This is a genomic window from Sphingorhabdus rigui (assembly GCF_014196595.1).
Lineage (GTDB): Bacteria > Pseudomonadota > Alphaproteobacteria > Sphingomonadales > Sphingomonadaceae > Sphingorhabdus_B > Sphingorhabdus_B rigui.
This window is the reverse complement of record NZ_JACIEA010000001.1, coordinates 1,416,439-1,430,155: the sequence shown is the minus strand read 5'-3', so window position 1 is coordinate 1,430,155 and position 13,717 is coordinate 1,416,439. Positions and strand designations below refer to the sequence as shown.

General features: G+C 54.5%; 15 protein-coding genes and 1 tRNA gene. 5 read left to right on the top strand and 11 right to left on the bottom strand.

Going from position 1 to position 13,717, the window contains the following annotated elements:
• The 3 genes from GGR91_RS06570 (at window position 1) to GGR91_RS06560 (ending at window position 3,696) form a co-directional block, all read left to right on the top strand.
• Window positions 1-1,158 carry an acyl-CoA dehydrogenase family protein gene (locus GGR91_RS06570; RefSeq protein WP_183941206.1) on the top strand — a complete coding sequence of 386 codons (1,158 nt, stop codon included), beginning with the start codon at window positions 1-3 and terminating at the stop codon, window positions 1,156-1,158.
• A gap of 66 nt (window positions 1,159-1,224) precedes the next feature.
• The gene (locus GGR91_RS06565; RefSeq protein ID WP_183941204.1) at window positions 1,225-2,391 is read left to right on the top strand and encodes an acyl-CoA dehydrogenase family protein; all 1,167 of its coding nucleotides are present in this window, start codon (window positions 1,225-1,227) and stop codon (window positions 2,389-2,391) included.
• An 87-nt stretch (window positions 2,392-2,478) separates the two neighbouring features.
• Complete coding sequence (locus tag GGR91_RS06560) at window positions 2,479-3,696, top strand: saccharopine dehydrogenase family protein (RefSeq protein WP_183941202.1); 1,218 nt, start codon at window positions 2,479-2,481, stop codon at window positions 3,694-3,696.
• A gap of 142 nt (window positions 3,697-3,838) precedes the next feature.
• Here GGR91_RS06560 and GGR91_RS06555 read toward each other — a convergent pair whose 3' ends face one another.
• The gene (locus GGR91_RS06555) at window positions 3,839-4,732 is read right to left on the bottom strand and encodes a hypothetical protein (RefSeq protein WP_183941200.1); all 894 of its coding nucleotides are present in this window, start codon (window positions 4,730-4,732) and stop codon (window positions 3,839-3,841) included.
• A gap of 324 nt (window positions 4,733-5,056) precedes the next feature.
• On the opposite strand from GGR91_RS06555, the gene GGR91_RS06550 reads away from it, so the two are divergent.
• Window positions 5,057-5,314 carry a helix-turn-helix domain-containing protein gene (locus tag GGR91_RS06550; protein ID WP_183941198.1) on the top strand — a complete coding sequence of 86 codons (258 nt, stop codon included), beginning with the start codon at window positions 5,057-5,059 and terminating at the stop codon, window positions 5,312-5,314.
• Between the two features lie 308 nt (window positions 5,315-5,622).
• Here the strand turns inward: GGR91_RS06550 and GGR91_RS06545 are convergent.
• The 7 genes from GGR91_RS06545 to rpsD all read right to left on the bottom strand — a co-directional run bounded on the left by GGR91_RS06545 (window position 5,623) and on the right by rpsD (window position 11,601).
• Window positions 5,623-5,698, bottom strand: a tRNA-Lys gene (locus GGR91_RS06545).
• Between the two features lie 40 nt (window positions 5,699-5,738).
• Window positions 5,739-6,230: a 2-amino-4-hydroxy-6-hydroxymethyldihydropteridine diphosphokinase gene (gene folK, locus GGR91_RS06540; protein WP_322788787.1), complete on the bottom strand. Its 492-nt coding sequence runs from the start codon at window positions 6,228-6,230 to the stop codon at window positions 5,739-5,741.
• Between the two features lie 25 nt (window positions 6,231-6,255).
• Window positions 6,256-7,122: an N-carbamoylputrescine amidase gene (gene aguB / locus GGR91_RS06535; RefSeq protein WP_183941196.1), complete on the bottom strand. Its 867-nt coding sequence runs from the start codon at window positions 7,120-7,122 to the stop codon at window positions 6,256-6,258.
• Between the two features lie 171 nt (window positions 7,123-7,293).
• A complete protein-coding gene (locus tag GGR91_RS06530; RefSeq protein WP_183941194.1) occupies window positions 7,294-8,154 on the bottom strand; it encodes a class I SAM-dependent methyltransferase in 861 nt (286 codons plus the stop codon).
• Window positions 8,155-8,219: 65 nt separating this feature from the next.
• Complete coding sequence (locus GGR91_RS06525) at window positions 8,220-9,200, bottom strand: agmatine deiminase family protein (RefSeq protein ID WP_183941192.1); 981 nt, start codon at window positions 9,198-9,200, stop codon at window positions 8,220-8,222.
• A 4-nt stretch (window positions 9,201-9,204) separates the two neighbouring features.
• Window positions 9,205-10,872: a M28 family metallopeptidase gene (locus GGR91_RS06520; RefSeq protein ID WP_183941190.1), complete on the bottom strand. Its 1,668-nt coding sequence runs from the start codon at window positions 10,870-10,872 to the stop codon at window positions 9,205-9,207.
• A gap of 114 nt (window positions 10,873-10,986) precedes the next feature.
• Window positions 10,987-11,601 (bottom strand): 30S ribosomal protein S4, encoded by a 615-nt coding sequence (gene rpsD / locus GGR91_RS06515; RefSeq protein ID WP_183941188.1) that lies wholly within the window; start codon window positions 11,599-11,601, stop codon window positions 10,987-10,989.
• Between the two features lie 178 nt (window positions 11,602-11,779).
• On the opposite strand from rpsD, the gene GGR91_RS06510 reads away from it, so the two are divergent.
• Window positions 11,780-12,097, top strand: a complete 318-nt coding sequence (locus GGR91_RS06510; protein WP_183941186.1) for a chorismate mutase — start codon at window positions 11,780-11,782, stop codon at window positions 12,095-12,097.
• Between the two features lie 87 nt (window positions 12,098-12,184).
• Here GGR91_RS06510 and GGR91_RS06505 read toward each other — a convergent pair whose 3' ends face one another.
• Genes GGR91_RS06505 through GGR91_RS06495 form a run of 3 tightly spaced genes read right to left on the bottom strand, consistent with a single transcriptional unit; the run spans window position 12,185 to window position 13,710 of the window.
• Window positions 12,185-12,907: an RNA methyltransferase gene (locus GGR91_RS06505; protein ID WP_183941184.1), complete on the bottom strand. Its 723-nt coding sequence runs from the start codon at window positions 12,905-12,907 to the stop codon at window positions 12,185-12,187.
• Window positions 12,904-13,365 (bottom strand): transcriptional regulator NrdR, encoded by a 462-nt coding sequence (nrdR, locus tag GGR91_RS06500; protein WP_183941182.1) that lies wholly within the window; start codon window positions 13,363-13,365, stop codon window positions 12,904-12,906. The genes GGR91_RS06505 and nrdR overlap by 4 nt, the downstream gene beginning before the upstream one ends.
• A complete protein-coding gene (locus tag GGR91_RS06495; RefSeq protein ID WP_183941180.1) occupies window positions 13,366-13,710 on the bottom strand; it encodes a zinc ribbon domain-containing protein in 345 nt (114 codons plus the stop codon).
• Window positions 13,711-13,717 lie beyond the last annotated feature (7 nt).

Genomic DNA, 13,717 nt, shown 5'->3' with positions numbered 1-13,717 from the left:
ATGAGTGAGAGTGAAAATATCGCCGAAATCCGCCGTGCGGTTCAGGCATTATGCGCCGATTTTCCGGGTGCATATTGGCGGGAAAAAGACAGCACCCGTGCCTATCCGGGCGAATTTGTCGATGCGCTGACCAAGGCCGGGTTCCTCGCGGCGTTGATACCGGAAGTTTATGGTGGGTCGGGACTCGCACTCTCTGACGCGGCCATTATCATGGAGGAAATTCAGGCGTCAGGCTGCAACGGCGCTTCGGCCCATGCACAGATGTACATCATGAACACGTTGTTGAAATATGGCAGCGAAGAACAGAAGCAGGAATATCTGCCGCGTATCGCGACAGGCGAGCTGCGGCTGCAGGCTTTTGGTGTGTCCGAACCGACCAGCGGTACCGACACGCTTTCCTTGCGGACGGTGGCTGTGCGGGACGGTAACGAATATGTCATCAATGGCCAAAAATTATGGACGAGCCGCGCGGAATATTCCGACCTGATGCTGTTGCTGGCACGCACGACACCGCGTGAAAGTGTCACCAGCAAGACGGAGGGGCTCTCAGTTTTCCTCATCGATATGCGCAAGGTGGTCGGAAACGGCATGACCATTAAACCCATTCGCACGATGATGAACCATTCAACGACCGAGATATTCTTTGACGATATGCGTATCCCCGCCTCGGCCTTGGTTGGCGAAGAAGGCAAAGGTTTCCGCTACATCCTGTCAGGCATGAATGCCGAGCGTATCCTTATTGCCGCAGAGTGCATTGGCGACGCCAAATGGTTCATTAAAAAAGCCAGCGATTATGCCAGCGAACGCAACGTCTTTGGTCGCGCCATTGGCCAGAACCAAGGCGTGCAGTTCCCGATCGCGCGTTGCTACGCCCAAATGTGCGCAGCGGAACTGATGGTGCATCATGCAGCGCGGGTATTTGATACCGGAGGTAACCCGGGGGCAGAGGCGAATATGGCGAAGCTCCTTGCATCGGAAGCCAGCTGGGCCGCCGCGGACATGTGCGTCCAAACGCACGGTGGCTTTGGCTTTGCCGAAGAATATGATGTCGAACGCAAGTTCCGCGAAGCACGGCTGTACACCGTGGCCCCGATCAGCACCAACCTGATCCTAAGCTATCTTGCCGAGCATGTTCTCGGCCTTCCCCGCAGCTATTGATTGACATGATTTCGGACATGAAAATCGACAACACAGCCGCCACATCAGTCAATAAAGGCCCATTGGATGAATTTTGAACTCGCCGAAGAACATCGGATGTTAAAGGATCTGGTCCGCAAATTTGTGGACACCCAATTGGTGCCGCTCGAAAGTGAGGTTCTGGCACGCGATACTGCAGGCAAGGGCAGCTATCTGACCAAGGATGAACAGGCCAAGGTTGACGCGGTCTCGAAAGACCTTGGTCTGTGGGGGCTCGATGCGCCTGAAGAAGTCGGCGGCATGAATTTGCCGATGGTGGCGATGGTTGGGGTCGGTGAGGAATTGGGTCGTACCGCAACGCCATATACACTGCCGCCAGACTCTCCGAATTTGCGCATGATGATGGCGGCTGCGGACGAAAAGCAGCGCGAGCATTATCTTGCGCCTTATGTGCGGGGAGAAACGATTTCTGCCATTGGCATTTCGGAGCCTGGCGCTGGTGCTGATCCGCAATTGATGAAAACCACCGCCGTCCAAGATGGCGACGACTGGATCATTAACGGCCGCAAAATCTGGATTACCAAAGCGGATGAAGCCGATTTCACGATCTTGATGGCCGTAACCGACAAGAATGCCAATGGACGCAATGGCATGTCTGCATTTTTGGTGGACCGCGATACGCCCGGGTTCAACGTGTTACGTAAAATCCCAATGATTGACGGCACCGCGACCTATGAAATCGCGCTGGACGATTGCCGTGTTCCGGGCTGGAAATTGCTCGGGACGCGCGGGCAGGGGTTTCTGCCCATGCAGGTGCGGCTTGGCACGCGGCGTATTGAAATGGCGTCCTGGTCGATCGGCATGGCGCAGCGCGCGTTGGACATGATGGTTGAATATGCGCCACAACGCGTCACATTTGGCAAGCCTTTGTCTTCGCGTCAGACGGTTCAAAATTGGATAGCCGATGCCGCCACACGCATTCATGCCATGCGTTTGATGACCTATGACTGCGCGTGGAAAATCGATGAAGGGCGCGACACGCGGCAGGAAATTTCGATGATCAAATCCTATTGCACCGAAGCCGCATATGACATCGTTGACCATGCGATGCAGATGTTCGGTGGCATGGGCATGACACGCGAAATGCCGCTATATCTGCTTTCAAACAAGCTACGCACGATGCGCATTTATGATGGACCGAGCGAGATCCACAATTGGGTGGTCGCCCGCGATTTGCTTGGAACGCGTGAATGACCGATGCTTCATTCATGTGCGACGCCGTCAGCTAACATCATAGAACACGGGTAAACATGCAAAGTTGCTTTGCGCGGGGGAATAACAATGGCTGATAAAAAATTTGATATCATCGTCTATGGAGCCACCAGCTTTGTGGGCCAGATCATCACACGCTACATGCAAGAGCAGTTCGCCGATGGATCGGTAAAATGGGCTATCGCAGGGCGTTCGCTCAGCAAGCTTAAGCAGGTCCGCGATACCGTTGGACTGCCGGGCATAGAGATTATCGTTGCTGACGCTGCCGATGAAGATGCGCTGAAGCAAATGTGTGCGCAGACCACTGTCGTTATGTCGACGGTCGGCCCCTATGCGCTGTATGGTGACTTGCTCGTTCAGGTCTGCGCCACCACGGGGACCCATTATTGCGATCTAACAGGCGAGCCGCAGTGGATCCGCAAAATGCAATTGCGGCATGAAGCCGACGCAATCAAAAGCGGTGCGCGGATTGTGCATTGTTGTGGCTTTGACAGCATCCCGTCCGATCTGGGCGTCCATTTCCTGCAACGCGGCGCATTGGAACAATTCGGGCATAGTTGTGACCGGATAAACATGCGGGTTGTCAGCATGAAGGGCGGCGCGTCCGGCGGCACCATCGCAAGCATGATTAACATGGTCAAGGAAGCGGTCAGCGACGCCGATCTGCGGCGCGAACTTAAAGACCCTTATAGCCTCTGCCCACAAAATCATGGGTTCACTATCGCGCAGCCCGATGTGAAGATCGCATATGACAATGTCTATGGCGCTTGGATCGCGCCTTTTATTATGGCGGGTATCAACACTCGGGTTGTGTACCGGTCAAACGCCCTGAGCAACAACAGCTATGGCATTGAATTCAAGTATGAGGAAGCCGTGGTGACGGGCCAGGGCGGTTCCGGCAAGCAAAAGGCGCGCGCGGCGCATTGGGGTGCCAATGCCCTTATGATCGGTCTGGCCGTGCCCCCAATCCGCTGGCTGCTGGAAACTATGGTCTTGCCCAAGCCGGGTGAGGGGCCAAGCGAAAAAGCGCAGCTTGAGGGGAATTTTGACATTGTTTTCCTCGGGTCAACGGCCAAGGGAGAAACGATCCGTTGCCGCGTTACGGGAGACAGAGATCCGGGCTATGGATCAACGGCAAAGATGCTGTCTCAGGCCGCCGCCTGCCTTGCCAAAGACGTGCCTGACGATGTTCCGGGCGGCTTCTGGACGCCAGCAACGATTTTAGGGGATAAGCTAATCAAGCGGCTTGAGGCGCATGCGGGGCTAACGTTCGAGAGACTGGCTTAGTCTGGCATCGTGGAACGTTGAACTTGCGCCGTTCGTAGCGGGACGGCTTTAGTGCAAAGGCCGATTATGAGCTGAAATGTCGTGACCGTCGCCAGAGAATCAAATCGGTGCCATTGGTGCTAATGAAGAACGGGCGTTTCTCTTAAGCGGATCGAAGCCAGTTTGTTACGCAATCAAGAAGCCCATGCTTATCAAAGGGATCCAAAAACACCCACTGCCCATTGGCGTTAAATTCAAGAAACACTAGGTCGTCTGTATCGCCAACCGTCATGAAATCGTAGCGCCCAAACTCGACGCCAAGTTTATTGGACAAGTTGAGAATTTTGTTGGCGAAAGTGTTGCCCAGAGCCATTGGCTCCCATTCTTCAACCAGCGTTTCAAAATTTTGTTCTGCTCGCCAGTCAAGTCCAGAAAGCCCCGCGCGACTTCTACGGAATGGAAACGACTGCCCGTTGCAAAAAAATACGGTCACGTCCCACGCGCTGTCTATCTTGGATTGCAAGTACCACGGAAATGAAGGATCAATCTCTGCAACGTTCACCTGCGTGGTCATCAAGGCGCCCTTGCTGTCCGATAGCTCGGATGCCAAGCTTTTCGCTACGACTTGAGAACCTTCTAATCTTGACGCATTAAATTTTCGAAATGTAACTAATGTGTCAGGGACAGAAAAATATTCCCTTGCAAGCCCTAGGATTGTCATTTTCCCCAGCTTGTTGTGGTAATCAATTGAGTTGCCCTTGGCTATGCCACGCACTTGGCACCAGCCGTATACATCACGCAAGGTATACTTTACTTCTGCTTTAACATATTTGTCGTCTTGGGTGAAAAATGCAAAAGCTTTCCACCAATATGCTCCCGTGACGGTCTCTGAAGTGATCTCGCGCCCGGCGGGGTTTCGAATTATCCAGCCGTGCTCTGTGAAAGACAGGTCATATTCCTGCCAAAGATCATAGTTGAAACGAAAAACGTCATCACCATATGACAGGACAATCCTATCGACTGTCCCGTCATACGAGCCTGAAAACAAAAGTAACATTAAGCTTTAGCAATCACCCTGTTGGTCGCTGTCGCTATCGCTATCGAAGGGTTTCCCACTGGCCGTAAATGTCTGCGTGCCGTTAAATGTCGTGGTCGTTGAGCAGTACATAGTCTGGTATTGTGCGAGCGTTGCACCGGCTGTTGTTTGTGTAGCGTGGCTGTAAACAGGTGCTTGAATGTCAAATGTTGGTGCCGCGGTAGCGAGCATGAGTGGTGTGATTAATAGAACGGCTGACATTAGATTTTTCCCTCCAGAGGTTTCGGTTCCATAAGGAATATCCCAATATGGGATATTTTGCAAGAAGTTATAAATAGAAGGGGGATGAAAAAATCGGTCTACAGCCAACCTTACTCGGTATTCGCCGCATTATTAGTAGGCGCGCGCAAAAAGGCAGGTATGCGTCAGATCGAGCTAGCCCACAAATTAAACAAGCCGCAGTCGTTCGTCTCAAAATTTGAATGTGGGGAACGACGGCTGGATGTGATCGAATTTCTAACAATCATGGATGCATTAGGCGGGGATCCCCTCGCATTGATAGCCGAGACGTCAAAGGCTCTACATGGATACCAAGAATGCTGAAGGTATACTTCCGCAAGGGTGCATAGAATGTCTACCTACCATCCTAATAAGCCTAGAACAGAGTGCATCTAACCGGGCGAGCAGAACGATATGTAAAAAGGAACTCTAGGTCCCATTAGCCAGAAAAGGGGGCACCCCCATGGGGTCTGGATGAGCAGAGGTTTTGAAGGGGGGAGGGGTGTAAGTGCTCGTTTCACCTCGGCAGCCGGCCGAATAGCTTCGACGCAACGGTGAAACCTAGGTTAAACCTTTGTCCGACCTAAATATCGGTTTCCCCGAAGGGAATGTAGCTAAACCATTGAAATATATGGTGAGCCCTGCTGGGTTCGAACCAGCGACCTACTGATTAAAAGTCAGTTGCTCTACCGACTGAGCTAAGGGCCCCCTACCAGACCGCGAATTGGTCCGTGCGAGAGCGCTCCCCCTAATGGCGGGAACTTGTGCGGTCAAGCGCCTTTGGTCGGTTAAATCGCGATTGTAGCTGCCTTATGGTCAGGCCCGTCAGCGGCTCACGCCAATCGGGGGCAATCATGGCTGCAGGGGTCAGGACGAATCCCCGCGAACACAGTCCGGGATGGGGAATGGCCAAGGCCGGATTGCTGTCCGCCCACGCGCCGCCGGACCATAACAGGATATCCAGGTCGAGAACACGCGCGCGCCAGCTTTGCCCGCGCCGAACGCGTCCGAAGTGGTGCTCAATCTCTTGCAGACGCGCCAGCAGAGCAGGGGGTTCAAGATCGGTGGACACAACCGCCGCCGCATTTGCAAATAGGCGTGAGGAAGGCCCGATGGGGCTTGATTGGACCGTCGCCGAATGCGCGAAGACGTCGATATCGTCCATCTCCAACGCGGCGACCGCTTGCACGATGATCTTGTTTGGCGCGCCGATGATTGCATGTGGCTGATTAGAGCCAATGCCGATGAGGTAGAGATGTGACAGCTTAGATATCCTCTACAAGCCGACTGTATAATTGCGGGCGCCGATCGCGGAAGAAGCCCATGCTTGCGCGGTGGGCGCGGGCTTGGTCCAGATCGAATGTTGCAACCAATATGCCGGTTTCTGCATCATCCAAATCGCAGACAACATCGCCCCATTCGTTCGCGATGAAGCTGGTGCCGTAGAATTTTTGTGCCAGACCGCCATGGTCGTTTTCCGCGCCGATACGGTTTGCCGCGATGACGGGCATGCAGTTTGATACCGCGTGGCCGACCATGGCCCGGCGCCACATGTGCCGCGTATCCAACGTTGAATCCTGTGGCTCTGCGCCAATGGCGGTGGGATAGAACAGTAGCTCGGCACCCATCAACGCCATGGCCCGTGCGCATTCGGGGTACCATTGGTCCCAACAGATGCCGACGCCGATTTGCGTGCCAAAGACTTCCCAAACTTTGAACCCGGTGTTTCCAGGGCGGAAATAATATTTCTCCTGATAGCCGGGGCCGTCGGGAATATGGCTTTTGCGATAAATGCCCATAATCTCGCCATCGGGACCAATCATCGCGACGCTGTTGTAAAAATGCGCGCCGTCACGTTCGAAAAAGCTTGTGGGAATGGCCACGCCAAGTTGTTTGGCAAGTTTCGCCATGGCGACGACTGATGGATGCTCACGCGTTGGCCGCGCCAGCGCAAAATGTTCTTCCTCCTGCGTTTTGCAGAAATAGGGGCCTGAAAACAGTTCAGGCGGCAGGATGATTTGCGCGCCCTGCTCTGCAGCCTGTGACACGAGGTCACATACAGCATCGATATTTTCGGCTTCGCTTGCCGACAGGGGCAGTTGCAACGCGGCAACGGTGATATTTCGGGTCATTCCGCGTCTATAGCCGGACGCCGAAACGCGCTGCAATCACGATTGTGATCAGATACAATAATATTGTCGTTGCTATGCCAGCGACCAGCGTGCCCAACAGGCGATGCCCCAACCGCAAAATCCACGGCATTAAGGGGGGCATCGGCCGGCTGGGCAGCACTCATCCAACAATCAGGGCCGTTTTTTGAACAGCAAGGTCATGCGGTCGGATTCCCCAATCGCTTCATACTTCACGCGGTCGACATCTTTCAAACGCAACGCTGGCGGAAGAGTCCAGACGCCATCGGGCCAATTTGCACTGTCCTTTGGATTGGCGTTGATTTCGCTTTTGGCGACCAGCTCAAATCCGTTCACTTCCATGAATTTGATGATATCGGCCTCACGCATATAGCCCTTGGTACCGTCGGTATAGCTGAACGGCGCGTCTGCCTTGGCGCGATGTTGTTCGATGCCGAGCAAGCCATCCTCCTTCAACAGGTCGCGCATCGCCTTGATTTCGGAATCTGCGATGTTCCAGTTCATCATATTGTGCAGCATGCGCATCACAATTATGCGGTCAAACGAGCCCTTTGCACCTTCTGGGATTTCACTGAGCGAAAACGCGTTGAAATCTGTCGCCGGACGTCCGGATACTGCAGCGACATCAGCAGGGAACTTTGCAATGCCCGCGGCAATGCCGGTTTTCTGTTGATCGCTGAAGTAGCTTTTTGTGCCGAAATACAGGCCGGTATATCTGCCATTTTCGTTCACATAACGGCCAAGGATACGCGAAACCCATTCACCACCCGGCGCATATTCGCCAATGACGTGGTCAGGGTGCAAACGGAAAAATTCAAACGTTTCGGCAGGATGACGATATTGATCGCGCTTGGCATCGGCACCGCGCGACGGGTCGGCGAGGATTTTTGCAAGCCGTTCGCTATGTTCCTTATGCATTTTGTCATGTTCGGCTTTGCTCATGCTGTGATGATCAGCAAAGGCAGGTGCTGCAAGCGCAGTGGCGGCGAGGGCAATCAGAAAAGTCTTTTTCATTGGGGGCGTCCTCTTGGTTGGTTGTTTTGGGATTATGCTATGTTTCGCGTCGATATCCAATATCATCAAACGGGCACGTGTTGGCTGGAACAATGAAAGCTTCCGCCGCCGGTCAATACAGCATCCGCCATGACACCGATAACGTCGCGTTCGGGGTAGATGCTTGCCAACACGTCAATCGCGGCGTCATCGTTTGCGCCGCCATAAATGGGCACGACGACAGCGCGGTTGCCGATGTAGAAATTCATATAACTTGCTGGCACGATTTCCCCGTCTTGTTCAAAACGGCCAACTGAGGGCATCAGCGTTACTTTGCATCCGAACGCTTCGGCGCGCGCGCGGGCATCTTCAAAGACAGATTGGTTTGGATCGTCGAGTCCAGCGCTGCTTGGAACCAGAATATGGTTCGGGCCAACAAAGCGCGCCAAATTATCAATATGGCCGTCGGTATGGTCGTTGGCGAGGCCGTCGCCCAACCAAAGCAACCGTTCTATCCCCAAATCAGTGCGCAGCCGGTCTTCAATTGCAGCCTTATCAAGCGTTGGGTTGCGGTTCGGGTTCAAAAGGCAATCGACGGTGGTCGCGGCCAGACCTTCACCGTCAACATCAATCGATCCGCCTTCAAATATCCAATCCGCCTGTGCAATTTCAAAACCGAAATCCGCCGCCAATTCTTGGCCAATGGTTTGATCGCCGGGATAGTCAAACCGGTTTCCCCAACCATTGAAGCCAAAATTACGGGCAATCCGCCGATCCCCATCTTTCACGATGATGCAGCCTGTGTCACGCAACCAAACATCGCCAATTTGGCGCAGTTCCACATGGACGCCAGCGTCAAGGAGTCCTTCGGCGACGGCCATGGCCTCTGCGTTACCGGCAATCACATGCACCCGTTCGCCCTGGCCCGATGCGTGTACCGCATTGGCAAAGGCCGCCATCTGCTGCTGCGCGCGTTGGAGCGGCGCACCCCAATATTCCGCAGAACTGGGAAAGCCAATCCAGACGGCTTCATGGGGCGCCCATTCGGCGGGCATACGGAACGTCATTGGCTTATTTCCCGTTGCGGCTCTTGTCGCGGACCGCGCGGAATTCGTCGCCGTCGTTCCAGTTTGGCCATGCGTCGGTCATCGCCAACATCCGCCCGATGCGATAGTATAGTTTCAAATCGGACATGACGCCGGACCAATCCCATTTTTCGTCAAATTCGTCGCCGGGGGCGTGGTAACGGTTCTTTTCATAATCTTCCGCAGCGGCCTTTGCAGCGGCCTTACCGCCGGTGACAAGATCGTCCCCGCCTTCGAAATACACCATCGGCACGCCAAGCTTTGCAAAGCTGAAATGGTCAGAGCGGTAGTAGAAGCCCTTTTCCGGTGTCGGTTCCGTTTCAGGTGTCCGGCCTTCGGCCTTTGCCGCAGCCTCAAGATAGAGATCAAGTTGCGATTTGCCTTTGCCGATGACGGTCAAATTCTTCGCCGGGCCAGACATTGAGAACGCATCCATGTTCACGCCGCCGACGGTTTGCGACAGCGGGAAGACGGGGTTCTCGGCGTAGAATTTCGAACCAAGCAGGCCGCTTTCTTCAGCCGTCACCGCAAGGAACACGACCGAACGGTCCGGTGCGCCGGCCTTGGCGAAGCCTTCTGCCAACGCGACCAGTGCCGCAGTGCCTGTGGCATTGTCGACTGCACCGTTGCAAATGTCGTCGCCGTCGGCCGCGGCCGTGCACCGACCGAGATGGTCCCAATGCGCCGTGTAAAGCACATATTCGTCGGGGCGCTTGCTGCCTTTCATGACGCCAATGACGTTCTTGCTCGCCTTGCGCGCGATGTCATTTTCGAAGTTCATCGACGCGGTCAGGTTCAACGGAACCGCCTTAAAGCCTTTTTGCTTGGCCGCGGCCATTTGCTTGTCGAGATCTTGACCGGCGGCGGCAAAAATTTTCTTGGCTACGGATTTCTGGATCCAGCCATTGGCTTTTGTCTGGCTCTTTCCGCCATCCTTTGACTGCGCCAGAAATTGTGTGCCTGTCCAACTGGAGTTGACGACATTCCAGCCATATGCCGCAGGGGCAGTGTCGTGGATGATCAAAACGGCAGCAGCGCCTTGACGCGCGGCTTCTTCAAATTTATATGTCCAGCGTCCGTAATAGGTCATGGCTTTGCCACCGAACGGGCCATCAAGACCTTCATTTTCGAAATCGGGGTCATTGACCATGACGACGACGGTTTTGCCCTTAACATCGACGCCAGCATAGTCGTTCCAGCCTTTTTCAGGGGCGACAATGCCGTGGCCGACAAAGACCATTTCGCTTTGCTTAATATCGGTTTTGGGTGTCTCGCGGTAACTGCCAATGACATATTCGTTGCCATAGGCAAATGACATGGCCTTGCCGCTGCGGTCGGCAATTGTGAGCGCCGATACATTTTTCGCGGTGATTTCGATCAGCGGCACATCCTGCGTCCAGCTGCCATTATTGCCGGGCTCAAGTCCTGCCGCTTTAAATTTGGCTATTAGATAGGCGACGGTCTTCTCTTCGCCGACGGAACCCGGTGCGCGGCCTTCATAGCTGTCGAGTGACAATTCGCGCGTCACGTCCTTCATCGTCGCTTCGGAAAGCGCAGGGACTGTGACTTGCGGCAGGGCGTCTACCGCCACGTCCTTTTGACAGGCGGTCGTGAGAGCCACAACAGATACAAGGGCCAGAGACAGCAGGCGCATGAAATTCTCCTAAGGGGGAAAGATTATTGCGCGCCTTCTGCCAGACCCGCCGGTCAGGCTCAAACAAAAAAGGCGGCCACAAGGACCGCCTTTTTCGTAAGATCGTTTGTAAGATTAACGCGAATAGAATTCGACGACCAAATTTGGTTCCATCTTAACAGGGTATGGCACTTCGTCGAGCGTTGGGATACGCGCGAAAGTCACCTTGTCGTTGCCGTCTACGGCAACATATTCTGGAATGTCACGCTCAGCGAGGCCTTGCGCTTCGATAACCAAAGCCATTTCCTTGGCCTTGTTGCCGAGGCTGATGACGTCGCCCACCGCAACCTGACGGCTTGCGATGTTGCACTTCACGCCATTGACGCGAATGTGGCCATGGCTAACGATCTGGCGTGCGGCGAAAATGGTTGGGGCGAACTTGGCGCGGTATACAACCATGTCCAAACGACGCTCGAGCAGACCGATAAGGTTCTGCGAGGTATCGCCCTTCATGTTGCTGGCTTCCTGATACGCACGCTTGAACTGCTTTTCAGTTACGTCGCCATAATAGCCCTTAAGCTTCTGCTTGGCGCGCAGCTGAATACCATAATCGGAAAGCTTGCCTTTACGGCGCTGACCATGCTGGCCGGGGCCATATTCACGCTTGTTTACAGGTGATTTTGGACGGCCCCAGATGTTTTCACCCATGCGGCGGTCAAGTTTATACTTCGAGCTTGTACGCTTCGTCATTTAAAGACTCCAATTGCTAACAACGTTGTTTCCGGTCCCGCGCGACACATATACATGTGCCGGACACCTGCTTCACCGGAATGCAGGGTCGATTGCGAAGCGGCGCCTATGGCTGCAGATCGGCCATATGTCAACATCTGGCTCGACTTTAGGCATGGTCAACCTTAAAGGCGCTGCCATGAGCAGCACTGATAGCCCAAAAAATCCCGGGAATTGCACAACCATGGTTGACGTGCGGGCAGGTGTTGACGCCGTCGATGCGCAGCTGGTCGATCTGCTGGCGCAACGATTTGCTTATATGGATGCTGCGGCGCGCGTCAAAACCGAACGTACTGCGGTGCGCGATGAAGCGCGCAAGCAACAGGTGCTGGCAAATGTGAAAGACGCCGCACGCAACGCTGGCATCCCCGCAGAGGTTGTCGGCGACTTATGGGAGCTTTTGGTTGAAGCCTCCATCGCCTACGAGCTCGAAAAGTGGGATGCCAATCGCGCTTAAGTTTCAAATGCCTGATCCCATTGCGCCTGCGCGGTGCCTTGCTTTTTACGCATGGGCGCAAACAGCTGGGGCGCTGTTGCCAAGTCTCTATTCTTCGGCGGGCCGCCTTCTGTTCAATGTCGTCAGCACCCCGCGTAAGGTCCTCACTTCATATGCGTTCCATGCAGGCTTTGTGAGCAAGTTGCGCAAGGTGCGCCGTGTGACGGGTGCACGATCGATCGGCGTGAAGTAATTTAACGGTTCCAGCATCGCATCAAGCTGCGCGATCAGACCGTCGAGTTCAAACTGTGACGCTGGCGGTTCCAGATCCGTTTTGGGTGGGCTGGCAAGCGATTGGGTTTTTGACCATTCATAGGCGCACAGAATGACCGCCTGCGCCAGATTTAGAGATCCAAACTCGGGATTAATGGGAACAGTGATGATGGCGCGCGCAACGTTGACTTCATCGCTTTCAAGGCCGGAACGCTCCGCACCGAACAAGATTGCGCTTCGTCCGGCATTGCCGACAACCTCTTTTGCCGCTGCTTCAGGTGTAATCACCGGCTTAGTGACGCCGCGCTTGCGTACGGTCGTCGCGTAGACATGTGCGATGTCCGCGGTCGCTTCGGCAAGCGTTGGGAAAACCTGTGCATTGGCGAGCACAATGTCTGCGCCAGACGCCGCAGGGCCGGCATTCGGGTTGGGCCACCCGTCACGCGGGGCGACAAGGCGCATTTCCGTCAGGCCAAAATTCAGCATAGCGCGGGCGGCTTTGCCGATGTTTTCGCCCAATTGCGGACGAACAAGAATGATAACAGGCGGCGAACTCATTTCTGCGCCGCTTCAACCACGCTCCCGGCGAAATCTTCAAAATCCTTCGCTTCGCTGAAGTCTTTATAGACCGATGCAAAGCGAATATAGGCGACGCTATCGAGCGCCTTTAGCCCATCCATGACAAACTCGCCGATGCGCTTGGACTCAATCTCGCTTTCGCCCAAGGTTTCCAACTGCCGCTGAATGGCAGAGGCGAGCTTTTCAATCTGGGCATGGTCGACGGGACGCTTACGACACGCGACCGAAAGCGAGCGTTCAAGCTTTTCACGCTCAAAAGGCTCACGCTTGCCGTCGGTCTTGACCACCGATAGCTCACGCAGCTGAATGCGCTCAAAAGTCGTGAAACGACCGCCGCAACCTTCGCACTGCCGCCGTCTGCGGATAGCGCTATTGTCTTCGGTGGGACGGCTGTCCTTAACCTGGCTATCGTCGTTTCCGCAAAATGGGCAGCGCAATTATTTTTCCTGATTCTTTTTCTTGTTTACGTGGCGGTAGGCAACAATACCGGCGCCAATCAATGCGCCTGTTGCCAGTCCGATTGGGGCAATGACAGCGGCTGCAGCGCCGATGGCGGCACCGCCAGCAACTTTCTTGACGGTATCTTGATCCGCCAAATGTTTGCCCGTGTGGAACGCATCCTTGGTCGCGCCCCACAATTCATCAGCGGCTTCACCGACATAATGCTTGGCTTGGCTGGGGAAGCTTTCGGCCGCAAGCTGCTCAGGCGTTTTGGCGCCACATTGCGGACAGAACTTCATCCCTTCACTATATTCGGCATTACACTCGTTACAAAAACCCATGGTTATT